The organism is Guyparkeria sp. SB14A (assembly GCF_005096345.1).
Classification (GTDB): Bacteria; Pseudomonadota; Gammaproteobacteria; order Halothiobacillales; family Halothiobacillaceae; genus Guyparkeria; species Guyparkeria hydrothermalis.
This window is the reverse complement of sequence record NZ_SWAW01000008.1, coordinates 37,951-54,012: the sequence shown is the minus strand read 5'-3', so window position 1 is coordinate 54,012 and position 16,062 is coordinate 37,951. Positions and strand designations below refer to the sequence as shown.

The window sequence follows — 16,062 nt, the reverse complement described above, 5'->3', positions numbered from 1 at the left end:
GGCCGTCTCGGGGCAACCGTGCCCGACGGGCCGGCCTAGTCGGTGTTCCCGGTCGAGCCGGGCTGGATTTCGTCGCGGATCTGCCCGGTCTGGGTCAGAACCTCGTTGCCCCAGTCGAGGGCAAGCCGGTCGGCGTCGCTGTGCCAGCGCGGCGACCCGTCCGGGGCGGTTTCGCTCAGGCGCCCCGGGACGTCGGTGCGTGCCTGGCGCTCGGCGGGGTGGAGCCAGAGCTGCTCGGTGGTCAGCTCGAGGCGCCCGCGTTCCTGGTAGGGCGCGCGCTGCGCGTGGACCGAACCGGTCATCTCGATCGTCTCGCCGCGCTCGCTCACCGTGCCGGCATCGGCGCGCAGTGTCCATGGCGGCGCATTGGGTGCCTCGTCGATCAGCGTGGCGGTGGGGGCGTCCATTTCGTAGCGGTCGCCATCGGCCCGATCCAGCTGGATGGCCTGCGGCGTGTCGAGTCGGTAGGCGAGCCGCCCCTGCTCGTCGTATTGCCAGCTGCTGGCCTGATCGAGACGCTGGGCGTAGCCACCGCCATCGTCGCTGGGTGGGACCAGCTCGTCCGCCAGGTTGTGCCAGGCCAGCCAGGCGAGCACCCCAAGCCCGGCAACGCCCAGGAAGACACGGTTGAGGCGAGACGAGGCCGACCAGCGCACGATCAGCGGTACCGTGCCAGCACGTCGGCCCACTGGTCGCGCGCGTCGATCAAGGTGTCGATCAATGCCCGGACCGCGCCACAGCCGCCGGGCACCGGGCTGATCCAGTCGACGCGGCTGCGGATTACCATCGGCGCATCGCTGACCGTCGCCGACAGGCCGGCCCGGTTGAGCATGGGCAGGTCGAGGACGTCGTCGCCCATCGCCGCAATCTCGTCGAGCTCGATCTCGAGCAACTGGGCCAGTTCCTCGATCGCCTGGCCCTTGTCGGTCGCGCCGAGCACCACGTGCTGGATGCCCAGCGACTTGGCCCGTCGGCTGACCGCCGGCGAGGACCGCCCGGTAATGATCGCCACGTCCACGCCCAGTTCCTGGATCACCTTGATGCCGTGGCCGTCACGGCTGTGGAATATCTTGTGTTCCTCGCCGTCCTCGGTCAGGTGCAGGCGGCCGTCGGTCATCACGCCGTCGACGTCGAGTACCAGCAGGCGGACCCGGCGGGCCCGCTCGATCCAGGTGTCGTTCTTGTCCGACATCACGCCACCCCCGCCCGCAACAGGTCGTGCATGTTCAGTGCGCCGACGAGGCGCTTCTGCTCGTCGACGACCAGCAGGCCATTGATCTTGTCGCGCTCCATCATCGCCATGGCCTCGGCGGCGAGCACGTTGGCCGGACAGGTGCGCGGATCGGGTGTCATGACCTTCTCGATCGGGCAGTCGAGGTCGAAGTCGCTGCGATCGAGCAGGCGACGCAGGTCGCCGTCGGTGAACAGTCCCAGCAGATGGTCGCCCTCGTCGACCACGGCCGCCATGCCGAGTCCGCCCGAGGACATCACCAGCAGGGCCTGCTTGACGCTCTGGCGCGGACCCACGCGCGGCAACTGCTTGCCGGTGTGCATCACGTCCCGCACGTGCAGCAGCAGGCGGCGGCCCAGCGAGCCGCCGGGGTGGGAGAGGGCGAAATCCTCGGGCTGGAACCCGCGCGCGTCGAGCAGGGCCACGGCCAGCGCATCGCCCATCACCAGGGTCGCGGTGGTGCTGGCGGTGGGGGCCAGGTTAAGCGGGCAGGCCTCCCGGTCGACGCCGACGTCGAGGTGCACGTCGGCAGCCTGGGCCAGGGTCGAGTCCGGCCGGCCGGTCATGGCGACCAGGCCGACGCCGAGGCGCTTGATGACGGGCAGGATGGCCAGCATCTCGCCGGTCTCGCCGGAATTCGACAGGGCGATGACCACGTCGCGATCGGTGATCATGCCCAGGTCGCCGTGGCTCGCCTCGCCCGGGTGGACGAAGAACGCCGGGGTGCCCGTGCTCGCCAGGGTGGCGGCGATCTTGCCGCCGATATGCCCCGACTTGCCCATGCCGGTAACGATCACGCGGCCTTCGCAGTCGATCATCAGGCGGCAGGCGTCGACGAACGCCTGGTCGAGCCGCGCGGGGAGCGCGTCGATGGCCTGGCATTCGATGTCGATCACCTCGCGGGCCATGCGCAGCAGGTTGTCGGGATGCAGGGCGTTGGGCTCCATGGGGTATCCGGTTGGCATGCTAAGATTTTCGGGTTTCGGAGTATATCAGTCCGCTGCGGACGGGCGGCCCGTAGCGTATCGCTGCCGGCGTCCTGCTCGGCGTTGCCCACTCGTTGGCGGCTGTCTGTCGACTCCGGCCGGGCCTCGTCGGTTCCCGCGCCGGTCAATCCCAACGTCCTGGAGGTGAGCGCATGCAGCCGATAGCCACGGCGAGCGAACGGACCATCGAGGTGGATCCTGTCGACAAGGTGATCGAGCGGCAGCGCGAGACGGCCCATCGCCTTGGTCTTGAGGTGTTCTTCCGGGACGGCGAGGCCGGCGGCGAGCCGGCCCCCGAGGTGGCGGTGATCCCGGCCGGCGGGTTCTGGATGGGCAGCCGCGTGACCGAGCACGGGGCGCGGGCCTTCGAGCAGCCACGCCACGAGGTCTACCTCGATCGCGCGTTCGCGATTACCCGCGGTGCCATCCGTCGCCGCGAATACCTGGCCTTCCTGCAGGCGAGTGGGCATCGCCGCCCGCGTCCCTACAGCTGGAACGACCCCGAGTTTCCCATGTACAACGTCTCGGCCCACGATGCCGAGGCCTACGCGCGCTGGTTGAGCGAGGCGACCGGGCAACGCTATCGGCTGCCCACGGAGGCCGAGTGGGAATACGCGGCGCGCGCCGGCACCGACACCATGTTCTGCTTCGGAGACCGGATTCGTCGCGAGGAAGTCAATTGTGCCGGCGGCCTGCACTGCACTCGCGGGCTGTTTCTTTGCGGGATCGGCAAGCCGGTGCGGGTGGGTAGCCTGCCGCCCAACGCCTGGGGGCTCTACGAGGTCCACGGCAACGTGCAGGAATTCACCCAGGATCATTGGCACGACGCCTATCCCGGCGGGCCGCGTCCCGGCGACCGCCCGTACCGGAGCATCGACCGCAAATACCGTCACCTGCGCGCGGTGCGCGGCGGTTCGTGGTTCGACCCGCCGGGGGCATGTCGCAGCGGCTCGCGGGCGCGTCGCCATCAGGACGAATTCGACCTCAACCTCGGATTTCGCCTGGTGCGCGAGATCGAGGCCTGAGCGCCGTGTATCATGCGCGGTCACGCATGTGATCCGAACGACGTGTCCCGCATCCCGAACGGCCCAGCCGAGGGCGCTCGGAGCGGGTGCGTCGAATGAATTCCCGAGGTAGGCAACGGCGATGAAGGCGATACATCTGGGTCTGCGCCAGCGGCGTTCGCCGGCACTCGAGTCGAGTTTCTTCGATCCCGAGATGCCGGCCGAATGGCGGGTGGCCTACCTGCTCAACGAGCAGGACGCCCTGTGGGTGGCCGGTGACGACCCGGATGTCGAGACCGTGCTCGCCGAGCTGGACGACTCGCCCAACGCGGTATTCGTCGTGGTCGAAGACGCCGCCTGGTCGGCAGCCTGGCAGTCGCTGGCCGACGCCGGTCGCCATGCCATCGTCCGCCTGGGTGACGACACCCCGGTCTGGCGCCCCGAGGGGGGCGATCAACCGGCCGTGGTCGGCCTGGTGCCGGCAAGCGACCAGCCGGCGGACCTGCATGCCTGGCTCTCGGCCTTCCTCGACCAGGCGCCCGCCGAGGCGGCCCTGTTCGTCGAGGGCGAGCCGCCTTCGGTCGCCACGGTCGACCGCCTGCGGACCCTGGTGGAGTTGATGGGACGGTGAGCGAGCGGCGCGACACGGCCGCGATGATCGAGCTTGACGGGGTGCGATTTGCCCGCGGCGAGCAGGTGATCTTCGATGACGTCGACATGCGGTTTCCGCGCGGGCAGGTCACGGCAGTGCTGGGGCCGTCGGGGACCGGCAAGACCACGTTGCTGCGCCTGATCGGCGGGCAGGTCCGTCCGGCCCACGGCCGGGTGCTGGTCGACGGCATCGAGGTCTCGCGTGTCCGCCGCAAGGCGCTGTATGCGCTGCGTCGGCGCATGGGCGTGCTGTTCCAGAATGGCGCCCTGTTCACGGATCTCACCGTGGGAGAGAACGTCGCCTTTCCCCTGCGGGCCCATTCGCGACTCGACGAGGCACTGATCGAACGCATCGTGCTGTTCAAACTCGAGGCGGTCGGCCTGCGTTCGGCGCGTGAGAAGTACCCGGCCGAGCTTTCCGGCGGCATGGCACGCCGCGCGGCCCTGGCTCGAGCGATGGCGCTGGATCCCGAGATCATGCTCTACGACGAACCGTTCGCCGGGCAGGACCCGGTGAGCATGGGCGTGTTGCTGCGCCTGATCCGTCGTCTCAACGACGCGCTCGGGTTGACCAGCATTGTCGTCACCCACGATGTCAGCGAGGCACTGAGCATCGCCGACCAGGTGATCGTGATTGCCGGCGGGCGGGTGATCGGCCGGGGCACGCCCGAGGAGGTGCGCGCCCAGCGCGAGCACGAACCGGCCCTGGCGCAGTTCTTGGACGGGGCGGCCGAGGGGCCGCTCAACGCCGCCGAGGACGAGGCGCCGTTGGCGGCGGACCTCGGGCTGGGAGGCGATCGATGAAAGCGGTTGTCGACGCGATCGCCCGGCTCGGGCGGCTGTTCCTGGACGGGGTGCAGCACGCGGGGTCGATGGCACTGTTCGCCGTCGAGCTTGCCTGGGTGCTCATTCCCACCTGGACCCGGCCGCGGGACATCCTGCAGCAGGTCTATGCCGCCGGCGTGCTCTCGCTGGTGATCATCCTGGTCGCCGGCGGATTCGTCGGGCTGGTGCTGGGGTTGCAGGGCTACAACATCCTGTCGAACTTCAACGCGAGCGAATCGCTGGGTGTGATGGTGGCCCTGTCGCTGGTGCGCGAGCTGGGGCCCGTGGTCGCCGCCTTGCTGTTCGCCGGGCGGGCCGGCTCGGCGATCACCGCCGAGATCGCCCTGATGAAGACCACCGAGCAACTCGCCGCGCTGGAGATGATGGCGGTCGATCCGCTGCGTCGCGTGATCGGCCCGCGGTTCTGGGGGGCGATGATCTCGGTGCCGTTGCTGGCCGCGCTGTTCTCGCTGGTGGGTATCGTCGGCGGCTACTTGATCGGGGTCGTGGTGCTGGGCGTCGACCAGGCCTCATACTGGGGCCAGATTCGAGAGCAGATGGAGGCCTGGGACGACGTTGGCGGCGGGGCGATCAAGTCGCTGGCCTTCGGTGCGGTGATTGCGCTGATCTCGGTCTATGAGGGATACCGGGCCGAGCCCACGGCGAGCGGCATGGCGCGCGCGACCACGCAGACCGTGGTCTTGAGCTCGCTCGCCGTGCTGGGACTGGATTTTGTAATGACGGCTTTCATGTTTGGGGCGTGATGGAATGAATGTGCAACGTGGAGTCGAGCTGGTCGTCGGGCTGTTCGTGCTCGCCGGGATCGCCGCACTGATGGTGATGGCCCTGCAGTGGAGTAATTTCGGCGCCAGTCGCGTCAGCGGTTACGAGGTCACGGCCCGTTTCGACAACGTCGGCGGGCTGACCGTGCAGTCGCCGGTCAAGCTGGCCGGCCTGACCATCGGCCGGGTGGATTCGATCGAGATCCATCCGGAGACGTTCCAGGCGGAGGTGCGCATGGTGATCGACGACAAGTACGACAACCTGCCGACCGATTCCTTCGCCAACATCTACACTGCCGGGTTGCTCGGGGCGCAATACGTCGAGATTTCCCCCGGCGGGGCAATCGAATCGCTGGAGGACGGCGACCGGATCACGATGACCCAGTCGGCCATCATCCTCGAGAGCGTGGTTTCCAAGTTCCTGTTCGACAAGGCAAAAGAATGAACAAGCGAGATGGATTCATTGAGTGGGGCGGTGCGCTGCTCCTGACGGCGGCCCTGGCGGGGCTGGCCTCCACCACGGTGCGGGCCGAGACACCACCGGGCGAGCCGATTACCCTCGAACAGGCCACCGACATGGCCCTGCACGCCGATCCGCGCATCGAGGAGCAGCGGGCCAACGTTGCGCGCGCCCAGGCGCTGATCGAGCGCGTCAAGGGCGAGGGCGGGGTGCGCGTTTCGGCCAACCTGTTCATGGGGCTCGCGCCGAAGGCCGAGGACGGCATCTTCACCAATGGCACGAATACCTGTCCGGCGGGCGAGTCCTGCACCCTGCGTGACGACGGCAACGAGCTCGACGAGGGCTTGACCGTCACCAGCGGCCTGACCGCCTCGATCATCCAGCCGCTCTACACCTTCGGCAAGCTGGAGAACTATGGCAACGCCGCGCGGCTCAACCGCGACGTGAAGGCATCCGAGGTGGCCCTGGCCCGCGGCGAGACCTGGCTGACCGTTCGTCGTGCCTACTGGGGTTATCTGGCCGCGCGCGATACGCGGCGCATGCTCGAGGGCGTCAAGCGACAGGTCGACCGCACGCGCGAGGACATGCGCGAGGATGCCCAGGCCGGCGAGGTGCCGATGAGCCAGCTCTACGCGCTGGAGAGCGGCGCGGCCCAGCTCGAGCGGTATCTCGCCGAGGCGGGCAGCGTCGAGGCCATCGCGATCGACGGCCTGAAGACCATCATCGGCGTGCCGATCACCTCGAGCATCGAGGTGGCCGACCCACGCATCGAGCCGGTGACCTTGCCCGAGGGCGGACTGGCCGAGCTGGCCGACCGCGCCCTGGCCCAGCGCCCGGAAATGGCCATGGCCGAGAACGGCCAGGCGGCGATGCGCAACTACGTCGCGGCGCGCAAGAGCGAGCGCTATCCGAACCTGTATGCCGGCGTGATCGCCGGGGCGACGTACACCCCGGGACGGGATCGCTTGAACAACCCCTACATTAACCAGCCGCTCAACCAGGCCTACGCCGCGCCCGTCGTTGGCCTGCAGTGGGATTTCAACCCCGGCGTGATGCGCGCCAACGTGAGCGATGCCGAGGCGCAGCTGCAGGGCGTGGTGGCCAAGGCCCAGCTCGCCCGCCAGGGCATTCCCTTCCAGGTGGCCGAGGCCTACCACACCGCCCACGGGCTGGAGCGCCAGATCCGCGCGCTCGATGCCGCCAAGGGCAACACGCGCAAGTGGATGGTCTCGACCTTCATGGACTATCAGGCCGGCCTGGTCGGCGGCGAGGAACTGGCCGAGGCGGTCAAGGCCAACACCGAGGCACAGGCGGACTACTTCCGCGCCATCAACGACTTCAACATGAGCGTCGCCCAGCTGGCGATCGCGACCGGCGATTATCCGCAATAAGCGCGATCGCCCCTGGACACCATCCGCAAAGAAGACCAAAAATCCATGATGAGCATTGCCCTGTCCCCGTTTGCCCGACACTCGCGCGTATCGTTTCCCAGCCTTGGGTTGATCGGCCTGTTGCTGGCCGGTCTGAGCGTGACGGCGCGCGCCGAACCCACCGAGGCGGATGCCCGCGAGCTGGTGGAATCCACGGCCGAGGCGGTGATCAGCGAGATCCGTGACAACCAGGCGGCGGTCGAGGCCGACCCCGAGGCGTTGCTGGAGATCGTCGACCGGCTGCTGTTGCCGCACGTCGATTCCGAGCGCATGACCCGTCTGGTCCTGGGGCGCTACTACCGCCAGGCCACCGCCTCCCAGCGCGCCCAGTTCAACAAGGAGTTCCAGCGTCTGCTGGTGCGCACCTACGCGGGCCCCCTCTCGGCGCTCGGCAACCAGGAGATCGAGATCGTCGGCACCAAGCCGGGCGGGGCGGACGACGAGCTGGTGGTCGAGTCCGAGGTCTCCGGGGGTGATCTGGGAACCGTGCCCGTGGCCTACCGCATGGCGCCGGTCGACGGCGAGTGGAAGTCCTACGACGTCGTGGTCGACGGCATCAGCCTGGTCAACAACTACCGTGGCAGCTTCGCGCAGAAGATCCAGCGTGACGGCATCGACGGGCTGATCAGCACCCTGCGGGAGCAGAATGAAGACGGCCGGAACTGAACGCGGCTGGTCCCTGCGGGTCGAACCGGGCGTCATTCGCCTGAGCGGGGCCTTGCTGCGCGCGGGGTTCGATCGCCAATCGGTCGATCTGCCCGGTGACGTCGTCGGTCCGGCGGTGGACGTGCACCTCGGCCAGGTCAAGCGGATCGACACCGCGGGACTGGCCTGGCTGGCCGCCATTCAGGCCCAGGCCGAGGCAAAAGGCATCCGTCTGCGATACACTCACGCGCCCCAGGCCATGCGCCAGATGATGGCGGTGTACGGTCTCGAGGGCTTGATGCCGCTTGAGACCGGCCTGGATTAGCCCACGGCCCGAGACCCGATCCGATTACATGAACAAGCTCCTGATCCGCGGCGGCACGCCACTTGACGGCGAGATTCGCATTTCCGGCGCCAAGAACGCGGTGCTGCCGATGATGGCCGCCTCGCTCCTGGCCGACTCGCCGGTGACCATCGAGAACGTCCCGCACCTGCAGGACGTGACTACCACCATGGAGCTGCTCGGTCGCATGGGCGCGACGCTGACGGTGGGCGACCAGATGAGTGTCGAGGTCGACACCACCACGGTCGACACCCTCGAGGCACCCTACGACCTGGTCCGCACCATGCGCGCGTCGATCCTGACGCTCGGGCCGATGCTGGCCCGGTTCAAGAAGGCGCGCGTCTCCCTGCCGGGCGGCTGTGCCATCGGCACGCGGCCGGTGGATATCCACCTCAAGGGCCTCGAGGCGCTGGGCGCCGACGTCCGTGTCGAGGGTGGCTACATCGAAACGGCCGCCGAGCAGTTGGTCGGGGCGCGCATCGTGCTCGACCAGGTCACGGTCACCGGTACCGAGAACCTGATGATGGCCGCCGTGTTCGCCAAGGGCGAGACGGTGCTCGAGAACGCCGCCCGCGAACCCGAGGTGGTCGATCTCGCCAACTTCCTCAACGCCATGGGCGCGGACGTGCGCGGGGCGGGCAGCGACGTGATCCGCATCCACGGGGTCGAGCGCCTGCAGGGCGTGCGCTACCGCGTGCTTCCCGACCGGATCGAGACCGGCACCTATCTCGTCGCCGCGGCCATGACCCGCGGGCGCATCCTGGTGCGCGATACCCGTCCCGAACTGCTCGACGCGGTGCTGGCGAAGTTGGAGAAGGCCGGTGCGGAGATCGAGGTCGGCGAGGACTGGATTCGTCTCGACATGCACGGTCGTCGGCCCAAGGCGGTCGACATCCGCACCGCGCCGCATCCGGGCTTTCCCACCGACATGCAGGCGCAGTTCGTCGCCATGAACGCGGTGGCCGAGGGCACCTCGACGGTGGTCGAGACCATCTTCGAGAACCGCTTCATGCACGTCCAGGAGATCCAGCGCATGGGCGCGGATATCCACATCGAGGGCAACACCGCGGTCATCCGCGGGGTCGAGGCCCTCTCCGGCGCGCCCATCATGGCGACCGACCTGCGTGCCTCGGCCAGCCTGGTGCTGGCTGGCCTGGTGGCCCGTGGCGAAACGCTAGTCAATCGCATCTACCACATCGACCGGGGCTACGAGTCCATCGAGGAGAAACTCTCCCGCCTCGGCGCCAATATCCAACGGATCACGAGCTGATCGCCATGTCCCAATCCGACCAGATCGTCGTCGCGCTCTCCAAGGGGCGCATCTTCAAGGAAACCCTGCCGCTGCTGGCGTCCGTGGGCATCGAGCCGCTCGAGGACCCGGACAAGAGCCGCAAGCTGATCCTCGAGACCAGCGATCCGAGCGTGCGCCTGTTGATCCTGCGCGCCTCGGACGTGCCCACCTATGTCCAGCACGGCGCTGCCGATATCGGTGTCGCCGGCAAGGACGTGCTGATGGAGCACGGTGGTGAGGGGCTGTTCGAGCTGGTCGACCTCAAGATCGCCCAGTGCAAGCTGATGGTCGCCGGCAAGCCCGGCGCGCTCGATCGGGCCGGGCGCATTCGCGTGGCGACCAAGTACACCCGCTCGGCCGAGTCCTATTTCGCCGACCGTGGCCGCCAGATCGAGCTGATCAAGCTGTACGGCTCGATGGAGCTCGCGCCGCTGGTCGATCTCGGCGACTGCATCGTCGACGTGGTCGACACCGGCAACACCTTGCGCGCCAATGGCCTGGAACCGCTCGAGCACATCGCCGAGATTTCCTCGCGACTGATCGTCAATCGCGCGGCGCAGAAGCTCAAGCATGCACGGGTGAGCGATTTCGTCGAGCGGGTGGAGCAGTACCTGGAGGGCAAGTGATGATCCGTCGCATGAACGCCCGCGCCGCGGGTTTCGATCGCCAGCTCGACGAGCTGCTCGACTGGTCCGGCGTGGCCGACGATCGTGTCGAGACCATCGTGCGCGACATCCTCGCGGACGTGCGCAAGCGCGGTGACGCCGCCGTGGTCGAACACACCCGCCGCCTTGATCGCCTCGAGGTGGACTCGGCCGGTGCGCTGGAACTCTCGGCCGAACGGCTCGATACCGCGCTCGCGGCGATCCCCGCCGAGGTGCGCGAGGCGCTCGAGCTGGCCGCCGAACGGCTGCGCGCCTACGCCCAGCGCCAGAAGGGCGAGAGCTGGAGCTACACCGAGGCGAACGGCAACGTGCTGGGCCAGCAGGTCACGCCGCTCGACCGGGTGGGCCTGTACGTGCCCGGCGGCAAGGCCGCCTATCCCTCGTCTGTACTGATGAACGCCATCCCCGCCAAGGTCGCCGGGGTGGCGCAGGTCGTCATGGTCGTGCCGACGCCGCATGGCGTGGTCAACGACACGGTGCTGGCGGCCGCCCGCATCGCGGGCGTGGATCGCGTGTTCACCGTCGGCGGGGCGCAGGCGGTCGGCGCACTGGCGTATGGCACGGAGACGATCCCCGCGGTCGACAAGATCGTCGGCCCGGGCAACATCTTCGTCGCCGCGGCCAAGCGCGAGGTCTTCGGCCGGGTCGGCATCGACATGATCGCCGGGCCGTCGGAAATCCTGATCGTCTGCGACGGGCACACCGATCCCGACTGGATCGCGATGGACCTCTTCTCGCAGGCCGAGCACGACGAACAGGCCCAGTCGATTCTGCTCGCCCACGATCCGGACTTTCTCGACACGGTCACGGCCTCGATCGAGCGTCTGTTGCCCCAGCAGCCGCGCGCGGAAATCATCGCCAAGGCGCTGGAGTCCCGCGGCGCGCTGATCGAGGTGGCCGACATCGATCACGCCATCGAGCTGGTCAACCGCATCGCCCCCGAGCACCTCGAGTTGTCCTTCGAGGGGGCCGAGGATCGCCTGGGCGAGATCCGCAACGCCGGGGCGATCTTCGTCGGGCGCTACACCGCCGAGGCTTTGGGTGACTACTGCGCGGGCCCCAACCACGTGCTGCCCACCTCGGGCACGGCGCGATTTTCGTCGCCGCTGGGCGTGTACGACTTCCAGAAACGGTCGAGCATCATCCACTGCTCGGCCGACGGGGCCGCCGAACTGGGCGTGACGGCCGCCTGCCTGGCCCGGGCCGAAGGCCTCGAGGCGCACGCGCAATCGGCCGACTATCGTCGCGAGTCCGAGGGGTAGGTCATGAGCGAGCCGGCAGGGCGATTCTGGTCCGACGATCTGGCAACGCTGAGCCCGTACGTGCCGGGCGAGCAGCCCAAGATCGACGACCTGGTCAAGCTCAACACCAACGAAAACCCGTTCCCCCCGTCGCCGTGCGTGATCGAGGCGATCCGCGAGGCGGCCGATGCCGGGTTGCGCCTGTATCCGGACCCGAGCAGTCAGGCGCTGCGTGAGGCCATCGCCGAGTACCACGGCGTGACCGGCGCACAGGTGTTCGTCGGCAACGGATCGGACGAGGTGCTTGGGTTCCTGTTCCGGGCGCTGTTCCAGCGTGGCCGACCGATCGTCTTCCCCGACATCACCTACTCGTTCTACCCGGTCTATTGTCGGCTGTTCGGCATCGAGCCGCAGATCGTTCCGTTGGATGACGAGCTGGCCGTGGACGTCGAGGCGATGTGCGCCGTCGACCCGGCATCCGTCGGCGGCGTGATCCTGCCCAATCCGAATGCCCCGACCGGCCGGCTTCTCGCCATCGACCAGGTCGAGCGCCTCGCGGCGCATTTTTGCGATTGCGCGGTGGTCATCGACGAGGCCTACGTCGACTTCGGTGGGGAGTCCGCCGTGGGACTGGTGGACAGCTATCCCAATCTGCTGGTCACCCAAACCCTGTCCAAGTCGCGCTCGCTGGCGGGCTTGCGCGTGGGTTTCGCCATCGGCGACTCCGGTCTGATCGAAGGTCTGACCCGGGTCAAGGACAGCTTTAATTCTTATCCGGTCGACCGGTTGGCCAGCGCCGGCGCTATCGCCGCGTTTGCCGACGAGGCCTATTTCCGCGACACGCGCGATGCGGTGGTGAGCATGCGCGAGCAGCTGACGGCCGATCTCGAGGCACGGGGTTTCGAGGTGCTGCCTTCGGCGGCGAATTTCGTGCTGGCGCGCCATGCCAGTCGAGCGGGCGCCGAGCTGGCCGCCGGGCTGCGCGAGCGACGCGTGATCGTGCGCCATTTCGACCGGCCGCGCATCGGTGATCACCTGCGCATCACCATCGGCAACGAGTCGCAGAACGCGGCATTGCTCACGGCGCTCGACGAGGTGCTGGCCGGCGGATGATTTGCTTAGGGCAGCGCTGAACGAATCGGATGCCGCTCTGCCGAGCTCCGAAGGGCGTGCCTTGAGCCCGCACCGGCGGCGTTGTCGTCCTTGGAACGAGGATGACTCTTCCGCGGCGGACGAATACCGTGCATTTGCCGGCTTCAAGACGCGCAGAGTGGTATCTGATTCGTGTAGGGCTTCCCTGATGGCCTGTTTTCGGACTGGTACGCGTGTTATTCTTCGTCCGCGTTTTGGCCAGTCGATCTGGCCGCGGCGCCACCCAATGGTGCCCTGTGTTCGTCCCTTCGCGACGGATCTCCGTGAATCCCGCCAGGCCCGGAAGGGAGCAACGGTAGCGGTCGATCCGGGCGCCGGAGACCGGCGGATGCAGGGTGCCACCCAATTGGATCCCGCGCTATGAGTTATCTGGTACTGGCACGCAAGTGGCGCCCCCGGCGTTTCGACGACATGGTCGGCCAGGGTCACGTGCTCCAGGCCCTCACCAACGCGCTGGATCGCGATCGTCTCCACCACGCCTACCTGTTCACCGGCACCCGCGGGGTGGGCAAGACGACGGTCGCCCGCATCTTTGCCAAGGCACTCAACTGCGAGCAGGGCGTCTCCAGCCAGCCCTGCGGCGAGTGTGCCGCCTGCCGCGAGATCGACTCGGGTCGCTTCGTCGACCTGATCGAGGTCGATGCCGCCTCCCGTACCAAGGTCGACGACACCCGCGAACTGCTGGAAAACGTCGTCTACCTGCCGGTCAAGGGGCGCTTCAAGATCTACCTGATCGACGAAGTGCACATGTTCTCGCAAGCGAGCTTCAACGCCCTGTTGAAGACGCTCGAGGAGCCGCCCGAACACGTCAAGTTCCTGCTCGCGACCACCGATCCGCAGAAGCTGCCGGTCACGGTGCTGTCCCGCTGCCTGCAGTTCAATCTGCGCGCGCTGCCCGAGGCGCATATCCAGACCTACCTCGCCGATATCCTCAACCGGGAAGGCCTCGAGGCCGACCCGGAAGCGCTGCGACTGGTCAGTGACGCCGCCGGCGGCTCCATGCGCGATGCCTTGAGCCTGGTCGATCAAGCGATCGGCTTCTGCGACGGGCGCCTCGAAACCGAGGCAGTCGCCGACATGCTGGGCGTCACCGACCGTCGCCTGCTGCATGGCCTGCTCGAACGCCTGGCCGCGGGCGATGCCGATGGCGTGTTCGGCCTGGTCGATCAGGCGCTGGAGCGTTCGGTGGACCCGGCTCGCCTGTTGGCCGAGCTCGCCGAGGCAGTGCACCAGTCGGCCCTGGCGCAATGGCTGCCGACCGACGTCCCGACGGTGAACGTCGATGCGGCCACCCTGCAACTCTGGTATCAGATCGCGCTTTCCGGTCGCCGGGATATCGGCTGGGCGCCGTCGCCGCGGATCGGGCTGGAGATGACCCTGCTGCGCATGCTCGCCTTCGAGCCCGGCGTGGAGCCGGGGAGCGGCACGAAAGGCGCATCGTCCACCCAGGGCACGGACACGAGGCGGCCGTCGTCCGCCTCGGCACCGGCGCCCGCGACGTCGTCGCCCACCGCGATGCAGCCGCCCGGCGAGGTTCCAACCATGGTCTCGGACCGTCCGTCCGCGCCCTATGAGGCGGCGCGTGCGGTCAATGACCCGGCAGCGGCTTCGGCTCAGTCAACTCAAGCGCCGGTGAAGTCGATGGCCGGGGAGGGCGTGGCCGACGCTCCGACGCCGCCCCCGGCGCGAGCGGCCGGCGGGCGCTCGATCACGCCGGAGAACTGGTTCGAGATCGTCGGCCAGCTTTCCATGCCCGCCCGCAGCCTGGCCGAACGCTGCCACGCGACCAACGAGGACGACACGGTCGTGCTGGTGATCGACCCGGGGTTCCGCTCGATGGCCTCCAAGGCGACACAGGAACGGCTGGTCGCGCAGCTCGAACGGCTGGGCGTGACCCAGCCGGTGCGGTTCATGGTGGGCGAGACCTCGGCGGTGTCGGCCCCGGTGCCACCCACCGTGCATGCCTCGGCTAACGCCGAACCGACCGAGCCGGCCGATTCATCACCGGCCCACGGCCAGCCCGACCCCGCAGGGCAACCGCAACGCAACGGCCATGTCGGGGACGATCTCGGCGGCCAAGCCGGGCAGCCGGCCCCAGCGCCGTCGGGCGCGATGGAAACCCCGGCCGAGGTGCGTGAGCGCAACGAGCGTGCCGAGGCCCAGGCGCGCGTGACGTCGCTGCGCGAGCACCCGGCGGCCCAGGTCCTGGCCGAGCGTGCCGGGGCCCAACTGATCCAGGAGTCCGTGCGCCCGTTGGGTGGACACGGCACCGTCAACGAACGTTAGCGAGCAGGAGACATCCGCAAATGAAAGGTGGAATCGGCAACCTGATGAAGCAGGCGCAGGCGATGCAGGAAAACATGCAGCGCATGCAGGAAGAAGTGGCCAAGATGGAAGTCGAAGGCCAGTCCGGTGGCGGCATGGTCAAGGTGACCATGACCGGCAAGCACGAGGCGCGGCGTGTCTCGATCGATCCGAGCCTGCTGGAAGACGACAAGGACATGCTAGAGGACCTGATTGCCGCGGCGATCAACGACGCCTCCCGGCGCATCGAGCAGGAGCAGCAGGAGAAGATGTCGGGTATGACGGCCGGCATGAACCTGCCGCCGGGCTTCAAGATGCCGTTCTGAATCGGCCTGACCTGATCTCATCGCCCGATCCATTGCGGTTCGGGCGTTTCTCGTTACGGAGTGTCGCCCGTGCAATTTTCGCCCAGTTTCCAGCAACTGATCGACGCGCTGCGTTGCCTGCCCACGGTGGGACAGAAGACCGCGCAACGCATGGCATTGCACCTGCTCGAACGCGATCGCGCCGGCGCGGGCCATCTTGCCGAGGCCATCGGCGAGGCGCTGGAGAAGCTGGGTCACTGCCGTTCCTGCCGGGTGTTCACCGAGGGTGAGATCTGCCCGATCTGCGCCGACAGCCAGCGCGACGACCGGCTGCTGTGCGTGGTCGAGTCGCCGGCCGACTGGATCGCGATCGAGTCCTCGGGTGCCTACCAGGGACGCTACTTCCTGCTGCTCGGGCGGCTCTCGCCGCTCGACGGGATCGGCCCGGACGAGCTGAAACTCGACCAGCTCGCCGATCGACTCGACCAACCCGGGATCGAGGAGGTGATCCTCGCGACCAGCGCAACGATCGAGGGCGAGGCGACGGCCGGGTACGTCACCGAGCTTGCACGCGCACGTGGTCTTCGGGTGACGCGCCTCGCGCAGGGCGTGCCCATGGGTGGCGAGCTAGAGTACATCGACGCAAGCACGCTGAGTTTGGCGCTCAAGGGCCGTCGCGAGGCCGAGTCCTGAGACGAGCCCCTCACGTCATAAGAGATGTGGATGTAGTATAAGTTTCTCCTGGTT

18 protein-coding genes and 1 other RNA gene are annotated in these 16,062 nt (G+C 68.0%); 16 read left to right on the top strand and 3 right to left on the bottom strand.

Features of this window, described 5'->3' with window-relative positions:
• Positions 1-35 precede the first annotated feature (35 nt).
• Genes lptC through FAZ79_RS05115 form a run of 3 tightly spaced genes read right to left on the bottom strand, consistent with a single transcriptional unit; the run spans position 36 to position 2,178 of the window.
• Positions 36-689, bottom strand: a complete 654-nt coding sequence (gene lptC / locus FAZ79_RS05125; protein ID WP_169303591.1) for an LPS export ABC transporter periplasmic protein LptC — start codon at positions 687-689, stop codon at positions 36-38.
• A complete protein-coding gene (locus FAZ79_RS05120) occupies positions 659-1,192 on the bottom strand; it encodes an HAD-IIIA family hydrolase (protein WP_136866902.1) in 534 nt (177 codons plus the stop codon). Before FAZ79_RS05120 ends, lptC begins: the two co-directional genes overlap by 31 nt.
• Entirely contained in the window at positions 1,192-2,178 is a 987-nt protein-coding gene (locus FAZ79_RS05115; RefSeq protein ID WP_136866901.1) for a KpsF/GutQ family sugar-phosphate isomerase, read from the bottom strand. Before FAZ79_RS05115 ends, FAZ79_RS05120 begins: the two co-directional genes overlap by 1 nt.
• A gap of 191 nt (positions 2,179-2,369) precedes the next feature.
• Here FAZ79_RS05115 and FAZ79_RS05110 point away from each other — a divergent pair, with 191 nt between their 5' ends.
• The 16 genes from FAZ79_RS05110 (at position 2,370) to recR (ending at position 16,008) form a co-directional block, all read left to right on the top strand.
• Entirely contained in the window at positions 2,370-3,242 is an 873-nt protein-coding gene (locus FAZ79_RS05110; protein ID WP_136866900.1) for a formylglycine-generating enzyme family protein, read from the top strand.
• Between the two features lie 121 nt (positions 3,243-3,363).
• Positions 3,364-3,852, top strand: a complete 489-nt coding sequence (locus tag FAZ79_RS05105) for a hypothetical protein (protein WP_136866899.1) — start codon at positions 3,364-3,366, stop codon at positions 3,850-3,852.
• Positions 3,853-3,875: 23 nt separating this feature from the next.
• Positions 3,876-4,676: an ATP-binding cassette domain-containing protein gene (locus FAZ79_RS05100; protein WP_136866927.1), complete on the top strand. Its 801-nt coding sequence runs from the start codon at positions 3,876-3,878 to the stop codon at positions 4,674-4,676.
• Positions 4,673-5,461, top strand: coding sequence for a lipid asymmetry maintenance ABC transporter permease subunit MlaE (gene mlaE, locus FAZ79_RS05095; protein ID WP_136866898.1), 789 nt, complete (start codon positions 4,673-4,675; stop codon positions 5,459-5,461). Before FAZ79_RS05100 ends, mlaE begins: the two co-directional genes overlap by 4 nt.
• A 4-nt stretch (positions 5,462-5,465) precedes the next feature.
• Complete coding sequence (gene mlaD, locus FAZ79_RS05090; RefSeq protein ID WP_136866897.1) at positions 5,466-5,924, top strand: outer membrane lipid asymmetry maintenance protein MlaD; 459 nt, start codon at positions 5,466-5,468, stop codon at positions 5,922-5,924.
• A complete protein-coding gene (locus tag FAZ79_RS05085) occupies positions 5,921-7,330 on the top strand; it encodes a TolC family protein (RefSeq protein WP_136866896.1) in 1,410 nt (469 codons plus the stop codon). Before mlaD ends, FAZ79_RS05085 begins: the two co-directional genes overlap by 4 nt.
• 45 nt (positions 7,331-7,375) lie before the next feature.
• Entirely contained in the window at positions 7,376-8,035 is a 660-nt protein-coding gene (locus FAZ79_RS05080) for an ABC transporter substrate-binding protein (RefSeq protein ID WP_136866895.1), read from the top strand.
• Positions 8,016-8,339: an STAS domain-containing protein gene (locus tag FAZ79_RS05075; RefSeq protein ID WP_136866894.1), complete on the top strand. Its 324-nt coding sequence runs from the start codon at positions 8,016-8,018 to the stop codon at positions 8,337-8,339. The genes FAZ79_RS05080 and FAZ79_RS05075 overlap by 20 nt, the downstream gene beginning before the upstream one ends.
• 28 nt (positions 8,340-8,367) lie before the next feature.
• Complete coding sequence (murA, locus tag FAZ79_RS05070; protein WP_136866893.1) at positions 8,368-9,627, top strand: UDP-N-acetylglucosamine 1-carboxyvinyltransferase; 1,260 nt, start codon at positions 8,368-8,370, stop codon at positions 9,625-9,627.
• A gap of 5 nt (positions 9,628-9,632) precedes the next feature.
• Positions 9,633-10,274, top strand: coding sequence for an ATP phosphoribosyltransferase (hisG, locus tag FAZ79_RS05065; RefSeq protein ID WP_136866892.1), 642 nt, complete (start codon positions 9,633-9,635; stop codon positions 10,272-10,274).
• The gene (hisD, locus tag FAZ79_RS05060) at positions 10,274-11,575 is read left to right on the top strand and encodes a histidinol dehydrogenase (protein WP_136866891.1); all 1,302 of its coding nucleotides are present in this window, start codon (positions 10,274-10,276) and stop codon (positions 11,573-11,575) included. The genes hisG and hisD overlap by 1 nt, the downstream gene beginning before the upstream one ends.
• A gap of 3 nt (positions 11,576-11,578) precedes the next feature.
• The gene (hisC, locus tag FAZ79_RS05055) at positions 11,579-12,667 is read left to right on the top strand and encodes a histidinol-phosphate transaminase (protein WP_136866890.1); all 1,089 of its coding nucleotides are present in this window, start codon (positions 11,579-11,581) and stop codon (positions 12,665-12,667) included.
• A gap of 276 nt (positions 12,668-12,943) precedes the next feature.
• Positions 12,944-13,040: signal recognition particle sRNA small type (gene ffs, locus FAZ79_RS05050), an RNA gene on the top strand.
• 26 nt (positions 13,041-13,066) lie between these two features.
• Complete coding sequence (gene dnaX / locus FAZ79_RS11465) at positions 13,067-14,992, top strand: DNA polymerase III subunit gamma/tau (protein WP_169303590.1); 1,926 nt, start codon at positions 13,067-13,069, stop codon at positions 14,990-14,992.
• Between the two features lie 20 nt (positions 14,993-15,012).
• Entirely contained in the window at positions 15,013-15,336 is a 324-nt protein-coding gene (locus FAZ79_RS05040) for a YbaB/EbfC family nucleoid-associated protein (RefSeq protein WP_136866889.1), read from the top strand.
• A 69-nt stretch (positions 15,337-15,405) separates the two neighbouring features.
• The gene (gene recR, locus FAZ79_RS05035; RefSeq protein WP_136866888.1) at positions 15,406-16,008 is read left to right on the top strand and encodes a recombination mediator RecR; all 603 of its coding nucleotides are present in this window, start codon (positions 15,406-15,408) and stop codon (positions 16,006-16,008) included.
• Positions 16,009-16,062 lie beyond the last annotated feature (54 nt).